The sequence below is a fragment of the Pararhodospirillum photometricum DSM 122 genome (assembly GCF_000284415.1).
GTDB classification, from domain to species: Bacteria; Pseudomonadota; Alphaproteobacteria; order Rhodospirillales; family Rhodospirillaceae; genus Pararhodospirillum; species Pararhodospirillum photometricum.
On record NC_017059.1, the window covers coordinates 1,843,660 to 1,864,529 of the forward strand.

17 protein-coding genes and 1 pseudogene are annotated in these 20,870 nt (G+C 67.5%); 14 read left to right on the forward strand and 4 right to left on the reverse strand.

Features of this window, described 5'->3' with window-relative positions; all coding sequences use genetic code 11:
• Positions 1-71 precede the first annotated feature (71 nt).
• A complete protein-coding gene (locus RSPPHO_RS08205; RefSeq protein ID WP_242390611.1) occupies positions 72-1,268 on the reverse strand; it encodes a glycosyltransferase family 4 protein in 1,197 nt (398 codons plus the stop codon).
• 61 nt (positions 1,269-1,329) lie between these two features.
• Here RSPPHO_RS08205 and RSPPHO_RS08210 point away from each other — a divergent pair, with 61 nt between their 5' ends.
• The 8 genes and pseudogenes from RSPPHO_RS08210 to RSPPHO_RS08235 all read left to right on the forward strand — a co-directional run bounded on the left by RSPPHO_RS08210 (position 1,330) and on the right by RSPPHO_RS08235 (position 8,398).
• Entirely contained in the window at positions 1,330-2,109 is a 780-nt protein-coding gene (locus tag RSPPHO_RS08210; protein WP_041796914.1) for an alpha/beta fold hydrolase, read from the forward strand.
• Positions 2,110-2,315: 206 nt separating this feature from the next.
• Entirely contained in the window at positions 2,316-3,902 is a 1,587-nt protein-coding gene (locus RSPPHO_RS17725; RefSeq protein ID WP_051013760.1) for a sensor histidine kinase, read from the forward strand.
• 226 nt (positions 3,903-4,128) lie between these two features.
• Positions 4,129-4,764, forward strand: coding sequence for an FAD-dependent oxidoreductase (locus RSPPHO_RS20515; RefSeq protein ID WP_051013761.1), 636 nt, complete (start codon positions 4,129-4,131; stop codon positions 4,762-4,764).
• A 590-nt stretch (positions 4,765-5,354) separates the two neighbouring features.
• Positions 5,355-5,540: a hypothetical protein gene (locus RSPPHO_RS20520; protein WP_051013762.1), complete on the forward strand. Its 186-nt coding sequence runs from the start codon at positions 5,355-5,357 to the stop codon at positions 5,538-5,540.
• A complete protein-coding gene (tcuB, locus tag RSPPHO_RS08225; protein ID WP_081581688.1) occupies positions 5,524-6,708 on the forward strand; it encodes a tricarballylate utilization 4Fe-4S protein TcuB in 1,185 nt (394 codons plus the stop codon). The genes RSPPHO_RS20520 and tcuB overlap by 17 nt, the downstream gene beginning before the upstream one ends.
• Positions 6,698-7,090: pseudogene (locus tag RSPPHO_RS21500) on the forward strand (precorrin-6A/cobalt-precorrin-6A reductase); the annotation flags it as partial. The gene tcuB and the pseudogene RSPPHO_RS21500, both read left to right, overlap by 11 nt.
• Before the next feature lie 149 nt (positions 7,091-7,239).
• Positions 7,240-7,482, forward strand: coding sequence for a precorrin-6A/cobalt-precorrin-6A reductase (locus RSPPHO_RS21505; RefSeq protein ID WP_014414804.1), 243 nt, complete (start codon positions 7,240-7,242; stop codon positions 7,480-7,482).
• Positions 7,483-7,594: 112 nt separating this feature from the next.
• Complete coding sequence (locus RSPPHO_RS08235; RefSeq protein ID WP_014414805.1) at positions 7,595-8,398, forward strand: O-antigen ligase family protein; 804 nt, start codon at positions 7,595-7,597, stop codon at positions 8,396-8,398.
• A gap of 75 nt (positions 8,399-8,473) precedes the next feature.
• On the opposite strand, the gene RSPPHO_RS08240 is transcribed toward RSPPHO_RS08235, so the two are convergent.
• Positions 8,474-9,913, reverse strand: coding sequence for a D-alanyl-D-alanine carboxypeptidase (locus RSPPHO_RS08240; protein ID WP_014414806.1), 1,440 nt, complete (start codon positions 9,911-9,913; stop codon positions 8,474-8,476).
• A gap of 204 nt (positions 9,914-10,117) precedes the next feature.
• Between RSPPHO_RS08240 and RSPPHO_RS08245 the strand changes: the two genes are divergently transcribed.
• From RSPPHO_RS08245 to RSPPHO_RS17745, 6 genes are all read left to right on the forward strand, one after another.
• The gene (locus RSPPHO_RS08245) at positions 10,118-10,825 is read left to right on the forward strand and encodes a hypothetical protein (protein ID WP_014414807.1); all 708 of its coding nucleotides are present in this window, start codon (positions 10,118-10,120) and stop codon (positions 10,823-10,825) included.
• A 144-nt stretch (positions 10,826-10,969) separates the two neighbouring features.
• Positions 10,970-11,614, forward strand: a complete 645-nt coding sequence (locus tag RSPPHO_RS08250) for a hypothetical protein (RefSeq protein ID WP_014414808.1) — start codon at positions 10,970-10,972, stop codon at positions 11,612-11,614.
• Positions 11,615-11,798: 184 nt separating this feature from the next.
• Positions 11,799-12,167: an ATP-dependent Clp protease adapter ClpS gene (clpS, locus tag RSPPHO_RS08255; RefSeq protein ID WP_041794765.1), complete on the forward strand. Its 369-nt coding sequence runs from the start codon at positions 11,799-11,801 to the stop codon at positions 12,165-12,167.
• A gap of 118 nt (positions 12,168-12,285) precedes the next feature.
• Entirely contained in the window at positions 12,286-14,676 is a 2,391-nt protein-coding gene (clpA, locus tag RSPPHO_RS08260; protein ID WP_014414810.1) for an ATP-dependent Clp protease ATP-binding subunit ClpA, read from the forward strand.
• A 98-nt stretch (positions 14,677-14,774) separates the two neighbouring features.
• Entirely contained in the window at positions 14,775-18,383 is a 3,609-nt protein-coding gene (locus RSPPHO_RS17740) for a PAS domain S-box protein (protein ID WP_157879143.1), read from the forward strand.
• 5 nt (positions 18,384-18,388) lie between these two features.
• Entirely contained in the window at positions 18,389-18,829 is a 441-nt protein-coding gene (locus RSPPHO_RS17745) for an Hpt domain-containing protein (RefSeq protein WP_051013763.1), read from the forward strand.
• Between the two features lie 50 nt (positions 18,830-18,879).
• On the opposite strand, the gene RSPPHO_RS08270 is transcribed toward RSPPHO_RS17745, so the two are convergent.
• Together RSPPHO_RS08270 and RSPPHO_RS08275 are read right to left on the reverse strand one after the other, a co-directional pair.
• Positions 18,880-19,752, reverse strand: a complete 873-nt coding sequence (locus RSPPHO_RS08270; RefSeq protein ID WP_014414812.1) for a TIGR01459 family HAD-type hydrolase — start codon at positions 19,750-19,752, stop codon at positions 18,880-18,882.
• Positions 19,749-20,840, reverse strand: a complete 1,092-nt coding sequence (locus tag RSPPHO_RS08275) for a quinone-dependent dihydroorotate dehydrogenase (RefSeq protein WP_014414813.1) — start codon at positions 20,838-20,840, stop codon at positions 19,749-19,751. Before RSPPHO_RS08275 ends, RSPPHO_RS08270 begins: the two co-directional genes overlap by 4 nt.
• Between the last annotated feature and the right edge of the window lie 30 nt (positions 20,841-20,870).

Genomic DNA, 20,870 nt, shown 5'->3' on the forward strand with positions numbered 1-20,870 from the left:
GATTCGGCCGGGGGGGGCGGGCCGGAACGGGGGGAATCACCATGAGGCACCGCAGCCGAAGAAAGAGGAACTCACGCGCCGAGCGGACGCGGTGCCAGATCGGGCCGAGGCGGCTCGCCCAGGAGCACCTCACGGTAAACGGCCAAGGTCCGCTCGGTCATCAGCGTCTTGGAGAACAACTGGCGGGCCTGGGCCTGGGCCAAGGCGGCGCCTTGGCGCCGGGCCGTAGGATCCATCGCCAGGGCTTGGGCCAAGGCCTCGGCCAGGGCAGCCGGATCGCCGGGCGGTACCAGCCAGCGGGCCGGGCCGGGCTCCAAGATCTCGGGGGCGGCGCCATGAGCGGGAGCGATGACCGGCCGGCCCATGGCCTGGGCCTCGGCGACCACGCGGCCAAAGGCTTCCGGGTCGGTGGAGGCCGAGACCACGACGTCGGTAACCATGTAGGCGGCGGCCATGTCGTCGCACTCGTCCACCAAGTGGACCTGATCGGCAACCCCCAGGGCCTGGGCCTGATTTTCGAGGGCGGCGCGGTAGCCGTCGCGCCCTTGGTCCGAGCCGACCAGCAAGCAGCGCACGTTTGGATTGCCCAGGCGGGCCAGGGCCTCAATGAGCACGGATTGACCCTTCCAGCGGGTCAGACGACCGGGCAGCATGACCACCGGGAGACCATCGGGCAAACGCCAGCGCTGGGCCAGACGGATCATGCGCTCGGCACTGACCCGCTCGGGATCGAACACCTGGGTGTCGATCCCCCGCGGGATCACCCGCAGCCGCGCGTCCTCGACGCCATAAACGGCCCGAACGTGATCGGCAATGAAGTGGGAAATGGCGATCACCCGATCGCCCTGGGTCATGATGCGGTTATACTCTTTTTTGATGTCGAACGGCCCCAGGGTATAGGTGCCATGAAACGTGGTGATAAAGGGCAGTCCCGCCGCGCGGGCTGCGCGCAGGGCGCTCCAAGCCGGGGCGCGGCTGCGGGCATGCACCAAGCTGACCTCGTGCTCCTTGATCACCCGGGCGAGACGCCGGGCATTAAGGGCAAGGCGGGCCGGGTTCTTGGTGGCCACGGGCAAGGTCACGTGGGGCACGCCGGCGCGGTCCAGGTCGCGGGTCATGGGCCCGCCCTGCGAGACCACCACGGCCCGCCAGCCCGCGTCCACCAGGGCGAGGGCCATGTCGATGGTGCCGCGTTCCACCCCGCCGGTGACGAGCGCCGGCAGAACTTGCAACACAACGGGGGATGTGCCCGGTGCTGGTTGGAGCACGGAAGCGGGAGTGATACCTTCGCTGTTCACTGTCAACTGCCGACCGGAAAAGAGGACGTCTATGCCCACTGATCAGGCACAAATCCCGCCCAGCATACTAACCTTGCCGGACGGCGCAACCCTTGCCTATCACCTGACCCCGGGCCGGGGGCCGGGCGTGGTTTTCTTGCATGGGTTTCACTCCGACATGGGCGGCGACAAGGCCCTGGCGGTCGAGGCGTGGTGCCAAGCCACGGGGCGGGCGTGCCTGCGTTTTGACCAGCGAGGCCATGGTCAGTCCTCGGGACGCTTTGAGGAGGGCACCATCGGCCTGTGGGCCTCTGACACCGCCCGCGTCCTCGACATTCTGACCGAGGGGCCGCAGGTTCTCGTGGGCTCCTCAATGGGGGGCTGGTTGATGCTGCTGACCGCGCTTGCCCGCCCCGGACGGGTGGCGGGGCTTCTGGGGATCAACGCCGCGCCCGATTTTACCGAGGATCTGATCTGGCCCGCCCTCACGGCCGAATCGCGCCAGCGGATCGAGTGCGAGGGCGTCAGTCTGGAACGAGAGGATCCCGACACGCCACCCCTCCCCCTGACCCGCCTCCTGTTCGAGGATGGACGCCGAAACCTTGTGCTGCGCTCACCGATTGATTTCAAGGGATCCGTGCACTTGCTGCAAGGGATGCGCGACGCCTCCGTGCCCTGGCAAACCGCGTTGCGGGTGCAGGAGAGACTCACCTCGGAGGACGTGCGCGTGACCCTAGTCAAAGACGGGACCCACCGCCTGTCGCGCCCCGCCGACCTTGCCTTGCTGACCCATACCCTCGCCGGTCTGATTGAGGATCTGGCGACTTATTGACCGAACAGGTATATCCTGCTCAGAGGAAAGGCGTTTCCCTGCGCTTTTTTGTCTTTTCTTGGCCTGAGGGCTCGGGGGCAGCCGCGCTTCCCCCGCCACTCTTGCGACCAACCCGGCAAGCGCCTTTCTCCCAAAACACCTGCGTCTGGGCACGCTCGCCTCCCCCGTGGTGCGCAGACAGGCTCCCTGGGAAGAGGAGTGGCCCGATGAACCGGGGACAAAGAAAACGGGCGTCCCCTGCCCTGGACGGGGCCCCTGGAGCGGGCGCCGGCAGCCCCGAGCCGTTCGAGACGATCTTTCGCACCAGCGACACCTTGATGCTGCTCACCGATCCTGGAACGGGACGCATCCTTGATATCAATACCGCCGCCCTGAAAGCCCTGGGACAGACGCGCGACGCGGTGATCGGTCGCACGTCGGTCGAGATCGGTCTGTTCGCCTCCCCCGAGGCGCGCGACAGCTTCGTGCGCGATCTCCTGGGGGGTGAGGACATCCGGCACAAGGAAGTCGTCTTGTCCAGCCCCGGCGGCGGCGTCTTGATGGGCGAAATGACCAAAGAGGTCCTGCACGAAAGGGGGCGGACCTTCCTTCTCGTGGCCATCCACGACATCTCCCGCCAACGCTCCTTGGTCGAGGCGCTGGAAGCCGAGCGCCGCCGCCTGGAAAACATCATCGAGGGCACCCAGGTCGCGACGTGGGAATGGGAGATCGACAGCGGCGCCTGTGCCTTCAACTCCCTGTGGGCGGCCATGGTGGGCGAGACCTTGCTGGATCTCAAGCCCATCACCCTCGCCACCTGGGAGGAGCGGGTGCACCCCGAAGACCGGCCCCGCGTCCTTGACGTTCTCAACCAGCACCTCAAAGGGCAAACCCCCCGCTACGAATGCGAATACCGCCTGCGCCATCGCGCCGGGGGCTGGGTGTGGGTGCTGGACCGGGGCAAGGTGATCGAACAAACCGCCGAGGGCCGCCCCTTGCGCATGGCCGGCACCCATCTTGATATCACCGAGCGCAAGCAGGCCGAAGAAGCCGCTCAGCGCAGCCGGGTCGAGCTCCTGCGTTCCAACGCCGACCTGGAGCAATTCGCCCTCGCCATCTCCCATGACCTGCGCCAGCCCCTGCGCATGATCGCCAGCTACGCCGGCCTTCTGGAGCGCCGGTTGACCGGGCGGATGAACGGCGAGGAGGAGGAGTTTCTCGGCTATATCCTGGACGGTGCCGTGCGCATGGACCAGATGCTCCTGTCCTTGCTCGATTATTCCCGCGTGGGGCGCGGCGGGGCCGCCTGCCTCGTGGTGGATACCCGGGCCTTGGTGGACGAGGCCCAGCATTTCCTGCGCCCCGTGATCGAGGAAACCCGGGCCAGCGTCACCACCATCGGCCCCTGGCCGAGGACCTGTGTGCGCCGCGACGAACTGGTGCGGGTGTTCCAAAACCTGATCGGCAACGCCTTGAAATACCGTTGCCCCAACACGGCCCCCGTCCTTACCCTGACCAGCACCGTTGGCGAGGGGAGGTGGAGCGTGAGCCTCCAAGACAACGGCCTTGGTTTCGCACCCGAGGAAAAGGACACGTTGTTTCGGGTGTTCGGCCGCCTTAACCCTGGAACCGGGGGGCTGGGGGACGGCCCCGAGGGCTTTGGCATCGGCCTTGCCGTATGCCGCCGCATCCTGGAAGGCCACAGCGGCACCTTGGAGGCCGCCTCCGACGGGCCCGGACGGGGCTCGACCTTTACCTTCACCCTGCCCTTGCGCCACACCCCGTGCGGCACTGCCCCCCGGGCTGTCGGGTGAAGGAGAGCGTGACCATCGGCTCAAAAAAAGGCTGGGCCGGCTCGGCCTCCCCAGTCCCCTTGGTTTCATGAGAAGCCAAGCCGTCCCGGCCTTTTTTTGAGCGTCTTCGGCCTTAGACGACTCGTTCCCCCGATTGCCCTGGGAACGCGCCCGAAAAAACTTGTTCCCAGCCCCGGCTTTCCCGTTCAATGCCGCCCCGGTCCCCGCGACGGTTGGAAAGGCCCCCATGCCCCGCTTGAGCTTTCCCTCGATCCTGCTGCCCGGCCCCCTGCCCCTGCCGGATGACCGACACGATATCTTGGTGTTGGGCGGCGGCATGGCCGGGGTGTGCGCCGCCATCGCCGCCCGGCGGGCCGGGGCTTCGGTTCTGGTCGTCGATCCGGCCCCGCGCTGGATGCGCGGCGGCAATGCCCGCCACGCCCGCAACATCCGGGTGCCCCACAGCGTGCCAACCCCCCTCAGCCCCGGCCGCTACGACGAAGCCGCCCTGCGCACCGACTTGGAGCGGGTCTCGGGCGGGGCGGGCGACCCCATTCTCATCGACATCCTGGCCCACCACGCCGCCGACCTGCCGGAGTGGCTGGCACAACAAGGCGTGGTGTTCCAAAAACCCCGAGGATGGCACCTTGCCGTGGTCGCGCAAGACCGTCTTCTTACTGGGCGGCGGGACCGCCATGATGCTGGCGCTTTACACCACCGCCGAGCGCCTGGGCGTGCGCTTTTTGTACGAGGCCGAGGGGGTGGCCGTGGACCTGAGCGGCGCGGCGCGCGTGCGCGTTTTGGGTCGGGTCATGGAGTTGTCGCCCCTTGCCACCATCCTATGCACCGGCGGCTATCAGGCCAACCGCGCCTGGATGCGTGAAAGCTGGGGCGCCACCGCCGAGCGCCTGATCGTGCGCGGCACCCCCTTTGCCCGCGGCACCTTGCTGCGCTCGTTGTTCGAGCAGGGCGCGGCCCAGGCCGGCGAGCCGGGGAGCGGCCATTTGGTGGCGGTGGACGCCCGCTCGCCCGAGGCCGATGGCGGCATTGTCACCCGCTTGGATGGCCTGCACCTAGGCATTGCCGTGACCCCGGGCGGGCGGCGGTTTTTCGACGAGGGCGAAGATCTGGCCTCGACCCGCTATGGCACCTGGGGCCATCGGGTCGCCGCCCTGCCGGGGCAGCGGGCCTATGTCATTCTTGATGCCCGCGGCAAGGCGGCGCTGCTGCCCCCGGTGTTTCCCCCGGTAGAGGCGCCGACCCTGCCGGCCCTGGCCGGGCGCTTTGGCATAGAGGCCGGTACCTTGGTGGAAACGGTGCGGCAGTATAATCAAGCCTTGAGCGAGGGGACGGGGGTATCCTGGCGCCGGCTCACCCCGCCGCGCACCGCCCCGGCCCTGCCGTTGACCCAACCGCCGTTTTTACGCCATTCCCTTTGGCCCCGGCATCACCTTCACCGGCCACGGCCTCGTGGTGGACGAGCGGGCCCGGGTGCTGCGCGCCGATGGTTTTTCCTGCCAAACCCTTTATGCCGCTGGCATGAGCATGGGGCCGGCCCTGCTGGGCAGTGGCTATGTCTCGGGGGTGGCCCTGACCATCGCGGCCGTGTTTGGTCGCATTGCCGGACGGGAGGCCGCAAGTCATGTCCCCCTCTTCTGATCCCCACCGTAGCGCGTCTTCCGTATCGCGCCGCCACGACCGCCGCGCCGCCGCGCCGCCGCCGCCCCGGCCCGAGGACCCCCTGCTGACCGAGGCCCGGCGCGCCCTGACCTTGTGTAACGTGTGCGCGTATTGCACCGGCTATTGCGAGACCTTTCGCTCGGCCCGGCGCTGCCCGTCCTTGCACGACGTGGACCTCTATTATCTGGCGGTGCTCTGCCATAACTGCCGCTCGTGCTGGTATGCCTGCCAGTATGCGCCCCCGCATGTCTTTGCCATCAACATCCCGGCCCTGATGGCCCGGGTGCGCCAGCGGGCCTACCGGGTTTATGCCTTTCCGCCCGGAGCCTGCGGCACGCGCGACGGTCAAGGCGGCGTCATGGCCGTGCTGATCGCCTTGCTGTGCGTGGTGGGGGTGCCGCTGATGACCTGGATCAGCGTGCCGCCCGAAATTTTGTATGAGACCCACCAGGGCCCCGGGGCCTTTTACCGCATTATCCCCCTCGACAAGATGACCGCCCTTGGCGTGACCGCTCTTGCGTTCGGGACCTTGCCGCTGCTGGCCTCGGCGCTGCGGTTCTGGCGGGCCATTGGGGGGCGGGTCCGGGGCCCCCGGCTCAAGGCGCTGCCGGTGGCCGTGGTCGAGGCCTTCACCTTGCCCAGCCTCAAGGGCGGCGGCCCGGGCTGCCCCGATCACGACGCCACCGCCTCAGGCAGCCGTCGGCGCTTGCACCAGATCCTGGTCGCCGGCGTCGGGCTGTGCCTGCTCTCCACCGCCTCGGCCAGCGCCTTCCACCACCTGTTCGGCTGGGTGGCGCCCTATCACTGGTTCAGTCTGCCGGTTGTGTCGGGCACGGCCGGCGGGGTTTTGATCCTGGTCGGGGCGCTAGGGCTGCTGTGGCGCAAAAAAGGGGCGGATCCCCGGCCCACAGCGCTCGAGACCCTGCGCGACGACACGGCCTTCCTGGGATTGCTGATCGCTGTGGCAGGAAGCGGGCTGGCCTTGCTGCTGGCCCGCGAAACCGGGGCGATGGGCTTGTTGCTGGCCTTTCACCTGGGCAGCGTGGTCGGCCTGTTCCTGACCCTGGCACTGGGCAAGTTCCGCCACGCCCCCTTCCGTCTCGCGGCCTTGCTCCGCTCGGTTTTGGAACGACGTCATGAACGATAGATCCCCCGGCCCTTCGACCCGACGGCCGCCTGTTCTGATCCTGGGGGGGACCACCGAGGCCTACGCCCTGGCCGACGCCCTGGTCGCCGAGGGCGGGCGGGTCATTTCCTCGCTGGCCGGCCGCACCACCTCGCCCCGGCAACCGGCCGGGGAATGGCGTGTCGGTGGCTTCGGCGGACCGGCCGGCCTGGAGGCCTATCTGCGGGCCGAGGGCATTGGCGCGGTTATTGATGCCACCCACCCCTTTGCCCGGCGCATGGGCTGGAACGCCGCCGCTGCCTGTCAAGCGGCCGGGGTTCCCCTGCTGCGCCTCGACCGACCGGCCTGGACGCCCGGCCCCGGCGACCGCTGGGATCAGGTGGACGACTGGGACGAGGCGGTGCGCCGGCTCGACGAGGGCGGCGCCCAGCGGGTGCTGCTCGCCCTGGGGCGCCAGGAGCTTTTTGGCGTTTGCCCGCCTGGAGCGGCCCTGGTTCCTGATCCGCTCGGTGGACTCCCCCCGACCCGCTGCCGCCCTTTGCCCGCTGCGAGGTGCTGTTGGCCCGGGGGCCCTTCACCCTGGAGGGCGAAACCGCCCTGTTGCGCGAGCGGGCGATTGACACCCTCGTGTGCAAGAACAGCGGCGGCAGCGCCACCGATGCCAAGCTGGCGGCGGCACGGGCGCTGGGGGTGCGGGTGATCTTGCAGCGTCGGCCGCCGCGTCCCGCCGTGCCGGTGGTGGCGACCGAGGCCGAGGCCCGGGTTTGGCTCGCCGGGCTGGGGCGCGACCGGTAAAAAACCGGGTCCGCATTGTCGCCATCCCGACAATTGTGCGACACCCGACAGGGCGGTGGGGGGGCGGGGCGGGAGGTGGTGGGATAAAAAAACAAAAAATGCGGGGGCAGGCGTGGTGTTTGCAGCGTGGGCGCTGGGCTGGGAGTCCTTGGTTCCGTTCAACGCCGCCTTGTCGGTGTGGGTTTTGCTGCTGGCGCCCCTGCTGGCCGGCTTGTTGCAGCAGGGCCAGCCGCGTCTGACCCTGGCCGTCGCCGGGGGGGTGACGGCGGCGGTCATGCTGGGCGATTCCGAGGCCTCCAAACTGGCCCTGATCCTTGGGGCCGGGGGGGCTGGCCTCGCTTGGGCCCTGGCCCGACCGGCCTTGGTGCTGCGCGCGGTTTTGTGGGGCTTCGTCCCGGTGGTTGTCGCGATGCCCTGGGCGATCCAGGCTGTTCTGAGCGATGCCACCTTCCGCGCCCTGGCGCCGATGATGGGGTTTTCCCTGCAACACCGGATGGTCATCTGGCAGTTTGTTGCGGCCCGCATTGCCGAGCATCCGGTTTTTGGCTGGGGGCTGGGGGCGGCGCGCGCCTTTCGCGGGGCGAAGGAGACGGTGGCCGTGGTGCTGCCCGGCGTGGGCTGGCAGGAGGTGACCCTTGAGCGTCTCCCCATCCATCCCCACAACATGCCCTTGCAGCTTTGGCTTGAAACCGGGGGCGTGGGCGTGGCCTTGGTGTGCGCGGGGCTGCTGGTCCTCGGCGCCCGGGCCAAGACCGGATCCCGCGAGCGCTCCTGGAGCACGGCCGTGCGGGTTGGTGGCGTGGTCGCCGGTCTGTCCCTGACCTTGGCCAGTTACGAGGCTTGGCAGGCGTGGATCCTTCTGAGTGCGGCCTTGGCCGTGGGCGTGGATCGCCGGGGCTTTGGATGGAGGGGGTGAGCCCGGCTCACAGAGGACAGAAAAAGTCTGGGGAGGCGCACCTCCCCAGACCCCTCGTTCGGGGGGGGCAGGACTTTAACGAGGAACCATGCTCGCCCCGGAGGGCAAGACCACAAGGCAGGAGCGGTTGGCGCGAGACATGGCCTTGCAGGCGGCTTTGGCCTCGTTTTGCGTGCTCAAGCCCATCACGCGGGCGCGATAGACGGGGCCGGAGGCGGCGGTGTGGGGAAGCACGGCGGGGGTCAGGGTTCGTTTGAGGCTGCCCTTGAGGAAAGCCCGGGCGTCGTTGGCCGAGGCGCTCGCGGCATCGGAGGAGCCGTAGGCCCCGACCTGGATTCCCCAAGTTCCGCTGCCGGGGGTGGGGCCGGTTTGGGAACGGGGGGGCGCCGGCGGAGTGACCATGGCCACCTGTTGGCCCTTGGCCGAGGGGGGCGGGGCGGTGAAGGGCGGCGGCGGAGCTGCGGCGATTTCGGCCGCCGACGGGCGCTTGTCAGTCTTTTGCGGCTTGGCGGCGGGTTTGAGTGCCTTGGGGGCTTTTTTGTCGGCCTTTTGTGGCTTGGTGCCGGGGGCGGGGGCGTCGTCGGCGGAGCCCATCGGGACAGCGCCGGCCCGCTTGGGGGAGACCATGGCGACCACCGGGGCCTCGGCCCGGCCCGGGCGGTTCAACTCGGCGAAACCCTGGTCGAGCAGGGAGATCATGTGGGTGTCACGTTCCAAGGCGGTGCGGCCGCCGAAGACGGCGGCCATCAGGCGATTGCCGTTGCGCACGGCCGAGGAGACCACGTTAAAACCAGAGGCCGCGATATAGCCGGTCTTGAGGCCATCGGCCCCGGGATAGCGCTGCAAGACGTGGTTATGGGTGGTGATGGTGCGCTCGCCGAACCGAAACGAGGTGATCCCAAAATAGTGATAATACTTGGGGTGGTGACGCAGCAGGGCGAGGCCGAGCATGACCATGTCGCGGGCCGAGGAGGTCTGGCCCGGGTTGGGCAGGCCGGAAGCATTGCGAAACGTGGTGTTCGTCATGCCCAGGGCTCGGGCCTTGGCGGTCATGCGCGCGGCAAAGGCCGACTCGGAGCCGGCCAGGGCTTCGGCGACCACCACGGCCACATCATTGGCCGAGCGCGTGACCAGGGCGCGGATGCACTGGTCGGCGGTCAAGGTGGTGCCTACGCCCATGCCGAGCTTGGACGGCGGCTGGGCAGCGGCGCGCGGCGAGACAGGGAACCTGGACGACAAGGACATCTTGCCCTGATCAATGGCCTCGAACAAAAGATACAAGGTCATCATCTTGGTCAGGGAGGCCGGGTAGTTCCGGGTGTCCGGGTTGCGGGCGTAGAGGACCCGTCCCGAGGCGGCGTCCACCACCAGGGCCGAATAACCGGCCCGGGCTTCGGGAATAGCCAGGAGGGTGAGCAAGGTCAGGGCCGCCGCCAGAACCAGTCGGCGGGCGTGTTTCAAACGCCCAAGCGACAGGGAAGGGATCGACGAAAGGGGACGGGAGAGGTAAGACATCGCGACCCCATAAGGCTGCGGGGGGAAAGCGGCACATGGCCAGAGGCGAGGGTAGGGCGTGCCCTGGGGGCTTGTCCACGGAAAATCCAGGTGGGCAGTGCGGAAAAAATCATTTTAGTCAACCCTGTTCAACGTTTTGTTCCATAATTTGATGAACATTCCAGGCTCTGCTCGTACTGGGCAAAGAGGAAAGGAAAAGCACTGATGCGGCGATCTGGTCGGTCCTGGGCGCTTGCTCTGGTCGCGGTGGCGCTGGGACTCGGGGGCTGCGCCGCCGGGGGCGACATTGGCAATCCTCTGGTGCGTAAGGCGACGTGGTTCTCGTATCTGAATGGAGACGATCTGCGTGCCGCCTGCCGCCCCGGCGCCCCCGAGACCCTGCGCCTTGTGTTCAATGGTGTTTATAGCGAACATGTTCGCATCTACGAAGCTCGCAATGGAGCTGAGGGGCGCTGGTTGGCCATCCGGATCATTCCTGGGGAGGCCGATCTGTCCGCCGTGCCCGTCGAGGGCCTGGGATCGTTGCTCGATCCCTGGCGCGGGGCGGCGACCACGGTTGCCCTGGCGCCCGAGGCGTGGGAGGCGCTGACCAAGGCGTTGGCTCGCGATGGCCTGGACCAACCGCCGCCGGCTGGTCTTGAGCTCGATTCCGCCGACCATTATTGGGGGGTCTCGGGGTGTCTGGCCGGGCGGGTGGTGTTCAATGCCTGGGCGCGGGGCGAGGCACGCTATGCCGCGCTGACCTTCCCCACGGTCTTGCTGGAGGCCTATCCCCCGGCCGGGCCGTGGCCGGTGTATAGTCGGGCCGAGCGTCGGAGTTTTGAGGAAGAACGCCGCCGCCAGTTCCAGTTCCGTTTGCGGGTGGGCCCCACCGGGATCCGCGATCTGCCAGCCCTGGGCAATCCCGGTTGACACCCGCTTGGGGGCGCCGCATAGTTCCTTTGCTGCAATGCAATATGAGCGGAAGGGGCGCCTGAGCCGGGGCCCCTGTCCGGTCCTTGGTCAGACCGGGGCGCCACCGGGGCGTCCCTGTGGATCCCTTGAGGAGCTTCGCCCATGTCCACCCCCCGCAAGGCGGCCCCCAAGGCCGCGTCTCGTTCCCGGCCGCACGCCGCTCAGGCTCCCGAAGCCGCGGTGAGCGCCGCTCCCGCTACTCCTGCGCCGCAGGAAGAGCCTGTGGAGGTCTTGGAGGATCACGCCGTCGCCGTGCCCGTGGAGGGATCCGTCGCCGTGTCCGTCGAGGTGGAGGCGCCTGACCTTGAGGAGCCGCCCGTCGTGGAAGACCTGCCCCCGTCTGGTGGTGCGCTGGAAGCCGTCCCCGAGGCGGTATGGGTCGCCCCGGAGCCTGCCCCGGAGCCGGTTGTGACGGTCTTCACGGCCGAGGTGGTGGAAGAGGAGCCGGCGTTCCCCGAGGCGCATGAGGTCATTGAGGCATTTTCGGCCTCGGCCATCGTGCTGGTGCAAGGCGGACACGGGGTGTCGGCCCGCACCGTGGCCTATTTCGGTGATCTGGCCGACGTGGCCCTGACCTACAATAAGGATCTGCTGGCCTGCACGACGCCCGAGGCCGCGCTTGACGTTCATCTGGCGTCGCTGACCTCGATGGTCGATCGCACCTTTGAAACAGGGGCCGCCGTCTGGGACCTTGTCGGCGCCACCGTGAAGGAAGTCTGGAGCCCTTTCCACGCCGGGCGCGTTTGAACGCCCGCCAGGACCTGGGCCTCTGTCCAGAGGGACCGAGAGGTCTGGGGAGGCAAGCCTCCCCAGTCTTCTCTGAAGCGAGGGCCCTCTGGAGCCCGGGCGCGTGATTGGCCCTTTATTGCGAGCGGAATTTACCAATATGATGGCAAAGCCAACCCTGGCACAGCAGGAAGCCGAGCCAACAATGATCCAGACGACAAACAGCACGGCTCCCCATCTTGGACCGGAGGGGGACGACGACAACGACAACGGACGTCAGCCGGGAACGGGCGTCGTGGTCAAGGTCAAGCCCAAGACCCGAAAGCCGTCCATGTACAAGGTCCTCATGCTCAACGACGACTATACTCCCATGGAGTTCGTCGTGCATGTCCTTGAGCGCTTTTTTGGGAAAAGCAACGAGGAAGCCACCACCATCATGCTTAACGTCCACCACAAGGGCGTTGGTTTGTGTGGGGTTTACACCTATGAAGTTGCGGAGACCAAGGTCGGTCAGGTTATGGACTTGGCACGGCGCTCCCAACATCCTTTGCAGTGCACGCTTGAAAAGGAGTGAGCGCGGCCAAAGATCAAGTCATCAAGACCCAGGCGACCGACCGAGAGCTTCCAGGCCATGCGGTGGGGCGGCGTAAGCCCCACGCACTGGATGACGGGCCGAAAGGAAAGGAGCGGGCATGCTGTCTCGCAATCTTGAACAGACACTCCACCGGGCCCTCGCCCTTGCTTCGCAGCGTCGGCACGAATACGCCACACTGGAGCATCTGTTGCTGGCTCTGGTCGATGATCAGGAGGCTACCACCGTCCTCAAGGCGTGCTCGGTCGATACCGAGCGCCTGCGCGGTCAGTTGGAGGACTTCCTCAACAACGAACTGACCGGCCTGATTAGTCCCTCCATTGAGGGCGACCCCAAGCCAACGGCAGGCTTCCAGCGTGTCGTCCAGCGCGCCGCCATCCATGTTCAATCCTCGGGGCGCGATCAGGTGACGGGGGCGAACATCCTGGTGGCGCTGTTCAGCGAACGCGAAAGTCACGCGGTTTATTATCTTCAGATGCAAGATATGACCCGTCTCGACGCGGTCAACTTCATCAGCCATGGCATCGCCAAGGCGCCGGGCCAGGGGCAACCCCGGATTCCGCGCGGCGCCGACGACGAAATCAAAGTCGAGGCCGCCGCCAAAAAGGGCGCCGAAGCCCTCTCCAGCTACTGCGTCAACCTCAATGACAAGGCCCGCGAAGGCCGCATCGACCCGTTGATCGGGCGCGACGCCGAGGTCGAGCGCACCATCCAGATCCTGTGCCGGCGCAACAAGAACAACCCCCTGTTGGTCGGTGATCCCGGCGTGGGCAAGACGGCCATCGTCGAGGGCTTGGCCCGGCGCATCGTGCACAAGGAAGTGCCCGAGGTCTTGTTCGATGCCGTGATCTTCTCCCTCGACATGGGCTCCTTGCTGGCCGGGACCCGCTATCGCGGCGACTTCGAGGAGCGCTTGAAGGCCGTCATCGGCGAGTTGGAAGCCACCCCCGGTGCCGTCTTGTTCATCGACGAGATCCACACGGTGATCGGGGCCGGTGCCACCTCGGGCGGATCCATGGACGCCTCCAACCTGCTCAAGCCGGTTCTGGCCCAGGGCACCTTGCGTTGCGTGGGCTCCACCACCTACAAGGAGTTCCGCTCGCACTTCGAGAAGGACCGCGCCCTGGTCCGCCGCTTCCAGAAGATCGACGTCTACGAGCCCAGCGTCGAGGATGCGGTGCGCATCCTGCGCGGCATCAAGTCCTACTACGAAGATCACCACAAGGTTCGCTACACCGCCGGCGCGGTGCGGGCGGCGGTTGAACTGGCGGCCAAGCATATCCACGACCGCAAGTTGCCCGATAAGGCCATTGATGTGATCGACGAAGTGGGCGCGGCCCGCATGCTCCTGCCCGAAAACCGTCGGCGCAAGACCGTGACGGTGCGTGACATTGAGGAGGTTGTGGCCAAGATCGCCCGCATCCCCGCCAAGTCGGTGTCGCGCGACGATCAGATGGTCCTGAAGTCGCTGGAGCGCGACCTGAAAACCCTGGTCTTCGGCCAGGACAAGGCCATTGAGGCCCTGGCCACCGCCATCAAGTTGGCCCGCGCCGGCTTGCGTGAGCCCGACAAGCCGATTGGCAACTACCTGTTCAGCGGTCCCACCGGCGTTGGCAAGACCGAGGTTGCGCGCCAGTTGGCCAAGATCTTGGGCATCGATCTGATCCGCTTCGACATGAGCGAGTACATGGAGCGTCACTCCATCTCCCGTCTCATTGGCGCGCCCCCGGGCTATGTGGGCTTCGATCAAGGCGGCCTGCTCACCGATGCCGTGGACCAGCAGCCCCATTGCGTGTTGCTGCTCGACGAGATCGAGAAGGCCCACCCGGACCTGTTCAACATTTTGTTGCAGGTCATGGATCACGGCAAGCTGACCGACCACAACGGCAAGACCATCGACTTCCGTAACGTCATCTTGATCATGACCACCAACGCCGGCGCCCAGGCCTTGGCCCGCAATGTCATGGGCTTTGCCCGCGACGTGCGCGAGGGTGACGATCTGGAGGAAATCGAGCGTTCGTTCTCGCCCGAGTTCCGCAACCGCCTGGATGCCGTCATCCCCTTCTCCAGCCTCTCGACCGAGGTGGTCGGCCGGGTGGTGGACAAGTTCGTCATGGAGTTGGAGGCCTTGCTGGCCGATCGCAACGTGACCATCGAGCTCACCGACAAGGCTCGCCAGTGGTTGGCCGAAAAGGGCTACGATCGTCGCATGGGCGCCCGTCCCCTGGCCCGTCTGATCCAAGAAACCCTGAAGAAGCCTCTGGCCGAGGAGCTTCTGTTCGGCCGTCTGGTCAAGGGCGGCCGGGTCAAGGTGGGCATCGAGGAGGGCAAGCCTCAGTTCGCCTTCTTCGATCTGCCTGCCCATGACCTGCCGCCCAGCGAGGATGAGGAGGCCGCAGACGAGGTGTTGGAGGATCTAGAGGACGCCGACAGCGATGACGCCAAGCCGGAAGCGCCGTCTGACGATCCGGGGACACGGACTCTGCCCTAGAACAGGAAAAGAGGTGTGGTGGGGAGGCGCGCCCTCCCCACCACACCCCTCGATAAAGGGTGGACGGGGGTGAGCGCGACCGTCTGGAGGGCGCCAGGGTGAGGGACGACCGGCCGGACAAGGACAGAAAAACCGATCCGGCGGCCAGGGTCGTGGTCTTGTCCGCCCTGGCCCTGGCCCTGGTCATCCTGGGGCTGACCGGCGCTTGGGTCTTCGACATGCGCGATGATGCCCTCTCGCGGGCCCGCGCGTTGACCGAGGGCTTCTCCCTGACCTACGCCACCTTGACCAGCAAGGTCATGGATGAGTTGGGCGGGGGGGTGGCCGACTTGATCGACATCATGGCGCCCGTTGTCGATCCGGTGACCGATGTCAGCCTGCGCCACGCCATGCGCCATTTGCGCGAAAATCACCCGCTGATCTCCGATGTTGTGATGGTGGATACCCGGGGCCGAGTGGTCGCCTGGACCGGCCTTGCCCCGGTCGAGGCCCTGCCGCCCCTGCCGGAGATCGAGCGTCTGCTGGGCGCGCGCGATTTGCCCCGGGCCACCGTGACCCCGCTTTTCGTTTGGGAACCCTACGGCCAGCAATGGATGTTTGCCGTGGGGCAGGCCATCCTTGATGCCCGAGGCGTGGTGCGCGGCGCCATGGTGGTGCTGGTTGATCAGGCCCGCGTGTCCGCCTTGGTGCAAACCGTTCTCGAAACGCCGTTGGCCACCGCCGTGTTGCTGCACGCCGACGGGATGGTCATGGTCCGCCAGCCCCCGTTTCCCTCGGTGATCGGCGAGTTTTCGTCCGAAGTCACCCGGCGGTTTGGGGTGGTCGTGACCAAGATGACCCAGCTGCGTGCCTCTCCCCTCGACGGCGTCTCGCGCATCGTGACCGAGCGTCGGGTGCCCGCCTATCCCCTGATTGTGATCGTCACGGTCGATACCCGCGAGGCCCTGGCCGGGTGGCTGCACACCACCGTCGTGACCGGGGGCATTTTGGTGCTGCTCTTGGGGGGAGGCACGTGGCTGACCGTGCAGATGCTGCGTCAGCTCCGTCACCGGCGCGAGGCCGAAAACCGCCTGACCTTGCAAAATGCCCTGCTCACCGTGCAGCAGGACAACTCCCCCGATGGCGTCATGGTCACCGATGACGAGGGGCGCGTGCTGTCGTGGAACCGGCGGTTTATGGAGATGTGGCGCCTGTCCGAAGGGGCGCGGGCCGGGGCCACCCTCGAGAGTGTGTGCGCCGCCATGACCCCCTTGCTGGTCGATCCCGAGGCGTTTCGCGCCGAGGCCGTCGTTTTTCTCTCGGCCAGCACGCCCCTGGACGACGGCAGCGAGATCAGGCTGCGCGACACCCGCGTGCTTGAACGGGTCGTGCGTCGCCTGACCGACGAGGCGGGCGACATCTGGGGCTACGCCTGGTTCTTTCGCGATGTGACCGGCCGCAAGCGGGCCGAGCAGGCCCTGCGGCGCAGCGAACGCCGCTACCGTGCCATTTTCGAAAGCGTCGGCGATGGCTTGTTCGTGCTCGATCCCCAGGGCCGGATCATCGATGCCAACAAGGCCGCCTTCGCCTTGTATGGCGTCGATCCCTCCGACATGTTGGGACAGCCCCTGGTCAACTGGCTCGACCAGAAAGGGCGCGGCGATCTGGCCTCATTCCTGGAGGCGATCATCGATATCGGCGAACTGGCCACCGAATCCGTCCATCGCAACCATGCCACCCAGGCGCCTTTTCAGGCCGAGTTGCGCGGCATGCCCTTCGACTTCGGCGGGCGGCCGGGCGTGTTGATCATGGTGCGCGACGTCACCCGCCGTCGCGCCGCCGAGGAGGCCTTGCGTCGTTCGGAACTGCGCCTGCGTGATGTGACCGATTCGGTGGGCGAGCTGATTTACGAGGTCGATGCCTTCTTTCGCTTCACCTTTATCACCGGCCGCGCTCCCGACCAGTTGGGCTTGGCCGTCGAGGAGGTGCTGGGGCGCTCCTTGTTCAGCCTGATTCATCCCGAAGACCGGCTGCGCGTCGAGCCCTTGCTGCGCGATTTGGCCGACAAGAGTGTGCGCTTCGCCGACGTGGCCTTTCGCGTTCCCTTGCCCGAAGGCGGGGATTCCTGGCAACTCCTCTCCGGGGTGCCGGTGCTTGATACCCATGGTCACTGGGTGGGCTATCGCGGCGCTTGCATGGACATCACCCAGTCCCGCCAGCGCGAGCAGGCCTTGCGCGATGCCAACGAAAAGCTCGCCCTGCAAGCCCGCGAAATGGCCGATCTCGCCACCAGCTTGGAAACCTCGCGCCAGGAAATCCTCCGGGTCCAGGAGCGCTTCGACCTCGCCATGCGCGGCACCAATGATGGCATTTGGGATTGGGACCTGCGCCTGGACCGCCTCTACCTCTCCCCCCGCTCGCGCGAGATCCTGGGGCTGGACGAGGACACCTTGGGCGAGGATCCAGCCCGCTGGGCGGCGCGCATCCATCCCGACGACCGCGCCCGGGTGCGCAAGGCCCGGCGCGACCATCTGGAGGGCCTGACCCTCCAGTATCGCACGGTGGTGCGCCTGCGCCATGCCCAGGGGCACTATGTCTGGATCCTCGATCGCGGCATGGCCCTGCGCGATGCCGATGACCGCCCGGTGCGCATGGTCGGCACCCATTCCGACATCACCGAAATGCGCCGCTACGAAGAGGCCCTCCAGGCCGCCAAGGCTCAGGCCGAGGCCGCCAACCTCGCCAAGTCCCAGTTCCTGGCCATGATGAGCCACGAAATCCGCACCCCCATGACCGGGATCCTCGGCATGGGCGACCTGTTGCTGGCTTCCGATCTCACCGAGGAACAGCGCCGCTTCCTGCGCACCCTCAAACGCTCGGCCCGCACTTTGCTGGGCGTACTCGACGATGTGCTGGACTTTTCCAAGATCGAGGCCGGGCAGATGGTGCTGGAGTGCGTCGAGTTCCGGCCGGCTGATGTGATTGAGGATGTGGTCGGCGTGTTCCTGGCCCGCGCCGTCGAGGGGGGGCTCACCTTGTCGGCTCACCTGTCCCCCGACCTGCCCGAGGCCCTGTGCGGCGATCCGGCCCGCCTGCGCCAGATCTTGTTCAATCTGGTCGGCAATGCCGTCAAGTTTACCGAGGCCGGCGAGGTCTCGGTCGTCGTCGAGTGCGACCGCCGCGCCGACGGCCGCATCGGCTTGACCATCGCCGTCAGCGACACCGGAGTCGGCATGGACGCCGTCCAGCGCGCCCGCCTGTTCAATCCCTTCACCCAAGCCGACATCTCCACCACCCGGCGCTTCGGCGGCACCGGCCTCGGGCTTACCATCTGCAAGCGCTTGCTCGACATGATGGGCGGCTCCATCACCGTGGAAAGCGATCCCGGGCGCGGCTCCCGGTTTACCGTCCATGTCGCCCTGCGCGAAGGCGACCCGGCCCGGGTCATTACCCTGGAGCCCCGCGGGGGTCCCGACCTTCCCGGCGCGGTCGGGCCAGGGCGGCGTATTTTGCTGGTTGAGGATAATGAAATCAATCGGCAGTTGATAATTACCGTGCTGGAACGCGGCGGCCACCACGTCGTCGGCGCCGGCAACGGCTACGAAGGTGTCGCCCTCGCCACCGCCGCCGAGCCGCCCTTCGACCTCGTGCTCATGGACCTGCAAATGCCGGAAATGGACGGCATGGAAGCCGCCCGCGTTCTGCGCCGCCTGCCTGAGCCTCGCTGAACACCGTGATCGAGCGCCTGACCACCCGCGAGGCCGCGCCGCCACCACCCGCCGCGCCCGTGACGCCCGAGGATCCGGTCTTCGACCCCAGCCGCCTTCAGGCCCTGGCCAACCGCCTTGATGCCACGGCCCTGGCTTCCCTCGTCCACCAAGCCCAGGCCGGGATGACCACCCATCGCGACGCCTTGGCCCAGGCCGTGGCCGCCGCCGATCCCCTGGATATCCGCCGCCGCGCCCACGCCCTGCGCGGCCTCGCCGGCCAGTTCGGCGCGGCCCGCGTTTGCACCCTGACCCACGCTATCGAAGCTGCCGCCGACACCCCCGACGCCTTGCCCGCCCTCTTGGACAGCCTGACCCAGGCGGTTGTGGATGCGTCGGAGGCAGMTGGAGGGGTGGGGGAGGGGCTGTTCTTCGCTAGGGAGGTGCCAGCGTCGGCGACGCGATAGACCGAGGGGTCTGGGGAGGCCGCGCCTCCCCAGCCTTTTTTCTTGCAACCTCACCCCCACACAAACGCCGGAATCACCGCCACCGGCCCCGGCCGAACCCCGGCCAACAACGCCGTAATCTTCTCGACCGGGGCCAGAGCGCCATGCTGAACCCCCAAGGCGTCGGCGTTGAGCCCCCCGGCCACGAACACGGCATCAATCCCCGCAGCCGCAGCCCCGGGCAAATCGGTGTGCAGGCCATCGCCGACCATGGCCACCCGGGCCGCGCCGCCCAGGCGGTCCCGCGCCGCCCAGAACACGGCGGGGTCGGGCTTGCCACGATAGATCACCGACTGGCCCAAGCCCTCGTAGACCCGGGCCAGGGCGCCGGCGCACATGACCCGCCGGCCGGCGCGCATCACGGCAAGGTCGGGGTTGGCGCAGACCATGGGCAGGCCGCGCGCCGCACAGGCCTCCAGCACGGCGCGGTAGGCGTCCTCGGTTTCGTCGAGGGCCACCGGACCGGTGCAGACCACAAAGCTGGCCTCGGCCGGATCGTCGCGGCGGGTAACCCCGGTGCCGGTCAGGATGTCGTGATCGCGCTCGGGGCCGATAAAGACGCAAGCGTCGCCCAGCGCGGCAAAGGCCGGGTCGCGGCGTTCCAGGAGGGCGGCCTGCACCGCATCCCCCGAGGTCAGCACGTTGGTATAGAGGGCGCGGGCGATGCCCATGCCCTCCATGGTCCGCACCACCGACGCCCCCAGGCGAGGGGCGTTGCTTAACAGCACCGTGGGCCGTCCCAAGGCGCGCAGGTGTTCCAGGGTCTCAATGGCGCCGGCGTAGGGCCGTTCGCCATCGTGGACCACCCCCCAGAGGTCGAGCAAAAACCCATCGTACTCCTCTGCCAAGGCGGCCACGCCCGGCAGCACGCGCAAGGCTGTCATCGGTGGTCGGCCCCCACGGCCTCGGCGACCGAGGTAAAGCCGTCTTTTTTCAAGCAGTCGATCAGGTCCTCCTTGATCCGGCGCACGAGGCCCGGTCCCTCGTAGATCAGGGCCGAGTAGACCTGAACCAAGCTGGCTCCGGCCCGCAGGCGGGCATAGGCATCGGCGCCGGTCGTGATGCCGCCCACACCGATCAGGGGCACGCGGCCCTCGGTCAGGGAGTAGACCCGGCGCAGCACGTCCAGGGCCGAGCGTTGGAGCGGGGCCCCGGACAGGCCGCCCGCCTCACCCTTGAGGGGGCTTTTGAGAAACTCGGGCCGGGCCAAGGTGGTGTTGGTGCAGATCAGGCCGTCGAGGGGGGCGGGCTCCGTCCCATCGCCCCGGGCCACGGCGGCGATGTCGGCCAGATCGTCGTCGGTCAGGTCGGGCGCGATCTTGAGCAGCAAGGGCGGCCGCTTGGCCGGATCGGGGCAGGCCAGATCCAGGGCCCGCCGCGCCCGCCCCACCAGAGCCTGCAAGGGCTCGCGCCCCTGGAGGGCCCGCAGTCCCGGGGTGTTGGGCGAGGACACGTTGATGACGACATAGCCGGCCACGGGCGCGAGGCAGGCCATGCCCCGCTCATAATCGGCTGCCGCGTCCTCGGTGTCCTTGTTCTTGCCCAGGTTGACACCGACCATCCCAGGCCGGCGCGGCTGGGACAAGCGGGCCCTCAGGCGCTCGATGCCCTGGTTGTTGAAGCCCATCCGGTTGATGAGGGCCTTGTCCTCGGCGAGGCGAAACAGCCGAGGCGCCGGGTTGCCGGGCTGGGGCCGGGGCGTAACCGTCCCGACCTCGACGAAGCCAAAGCCCAGGCCAAACAGCGGCCCCACGGCCACGCCATCCTTATCGAAACCGGCAGCCAGCCCGACCGGGTTGGGGAAGGAGCGCCCCCACACCGTGCTGGCCAGGATCGGGGGATCGCGCCGCGTGTCGCCATTGAGCACGCCGCTTTTCAGCACGGACAAGGCCAGCCCGTGCGCCTTTTCGGGATCAAGGCGGGAAATCACCGGCCAAGCCAAGCGGTACCACGACGGAAGCCAGGAAGGCATGGAACATCTCCAAACAGATAGGCTCTCAAA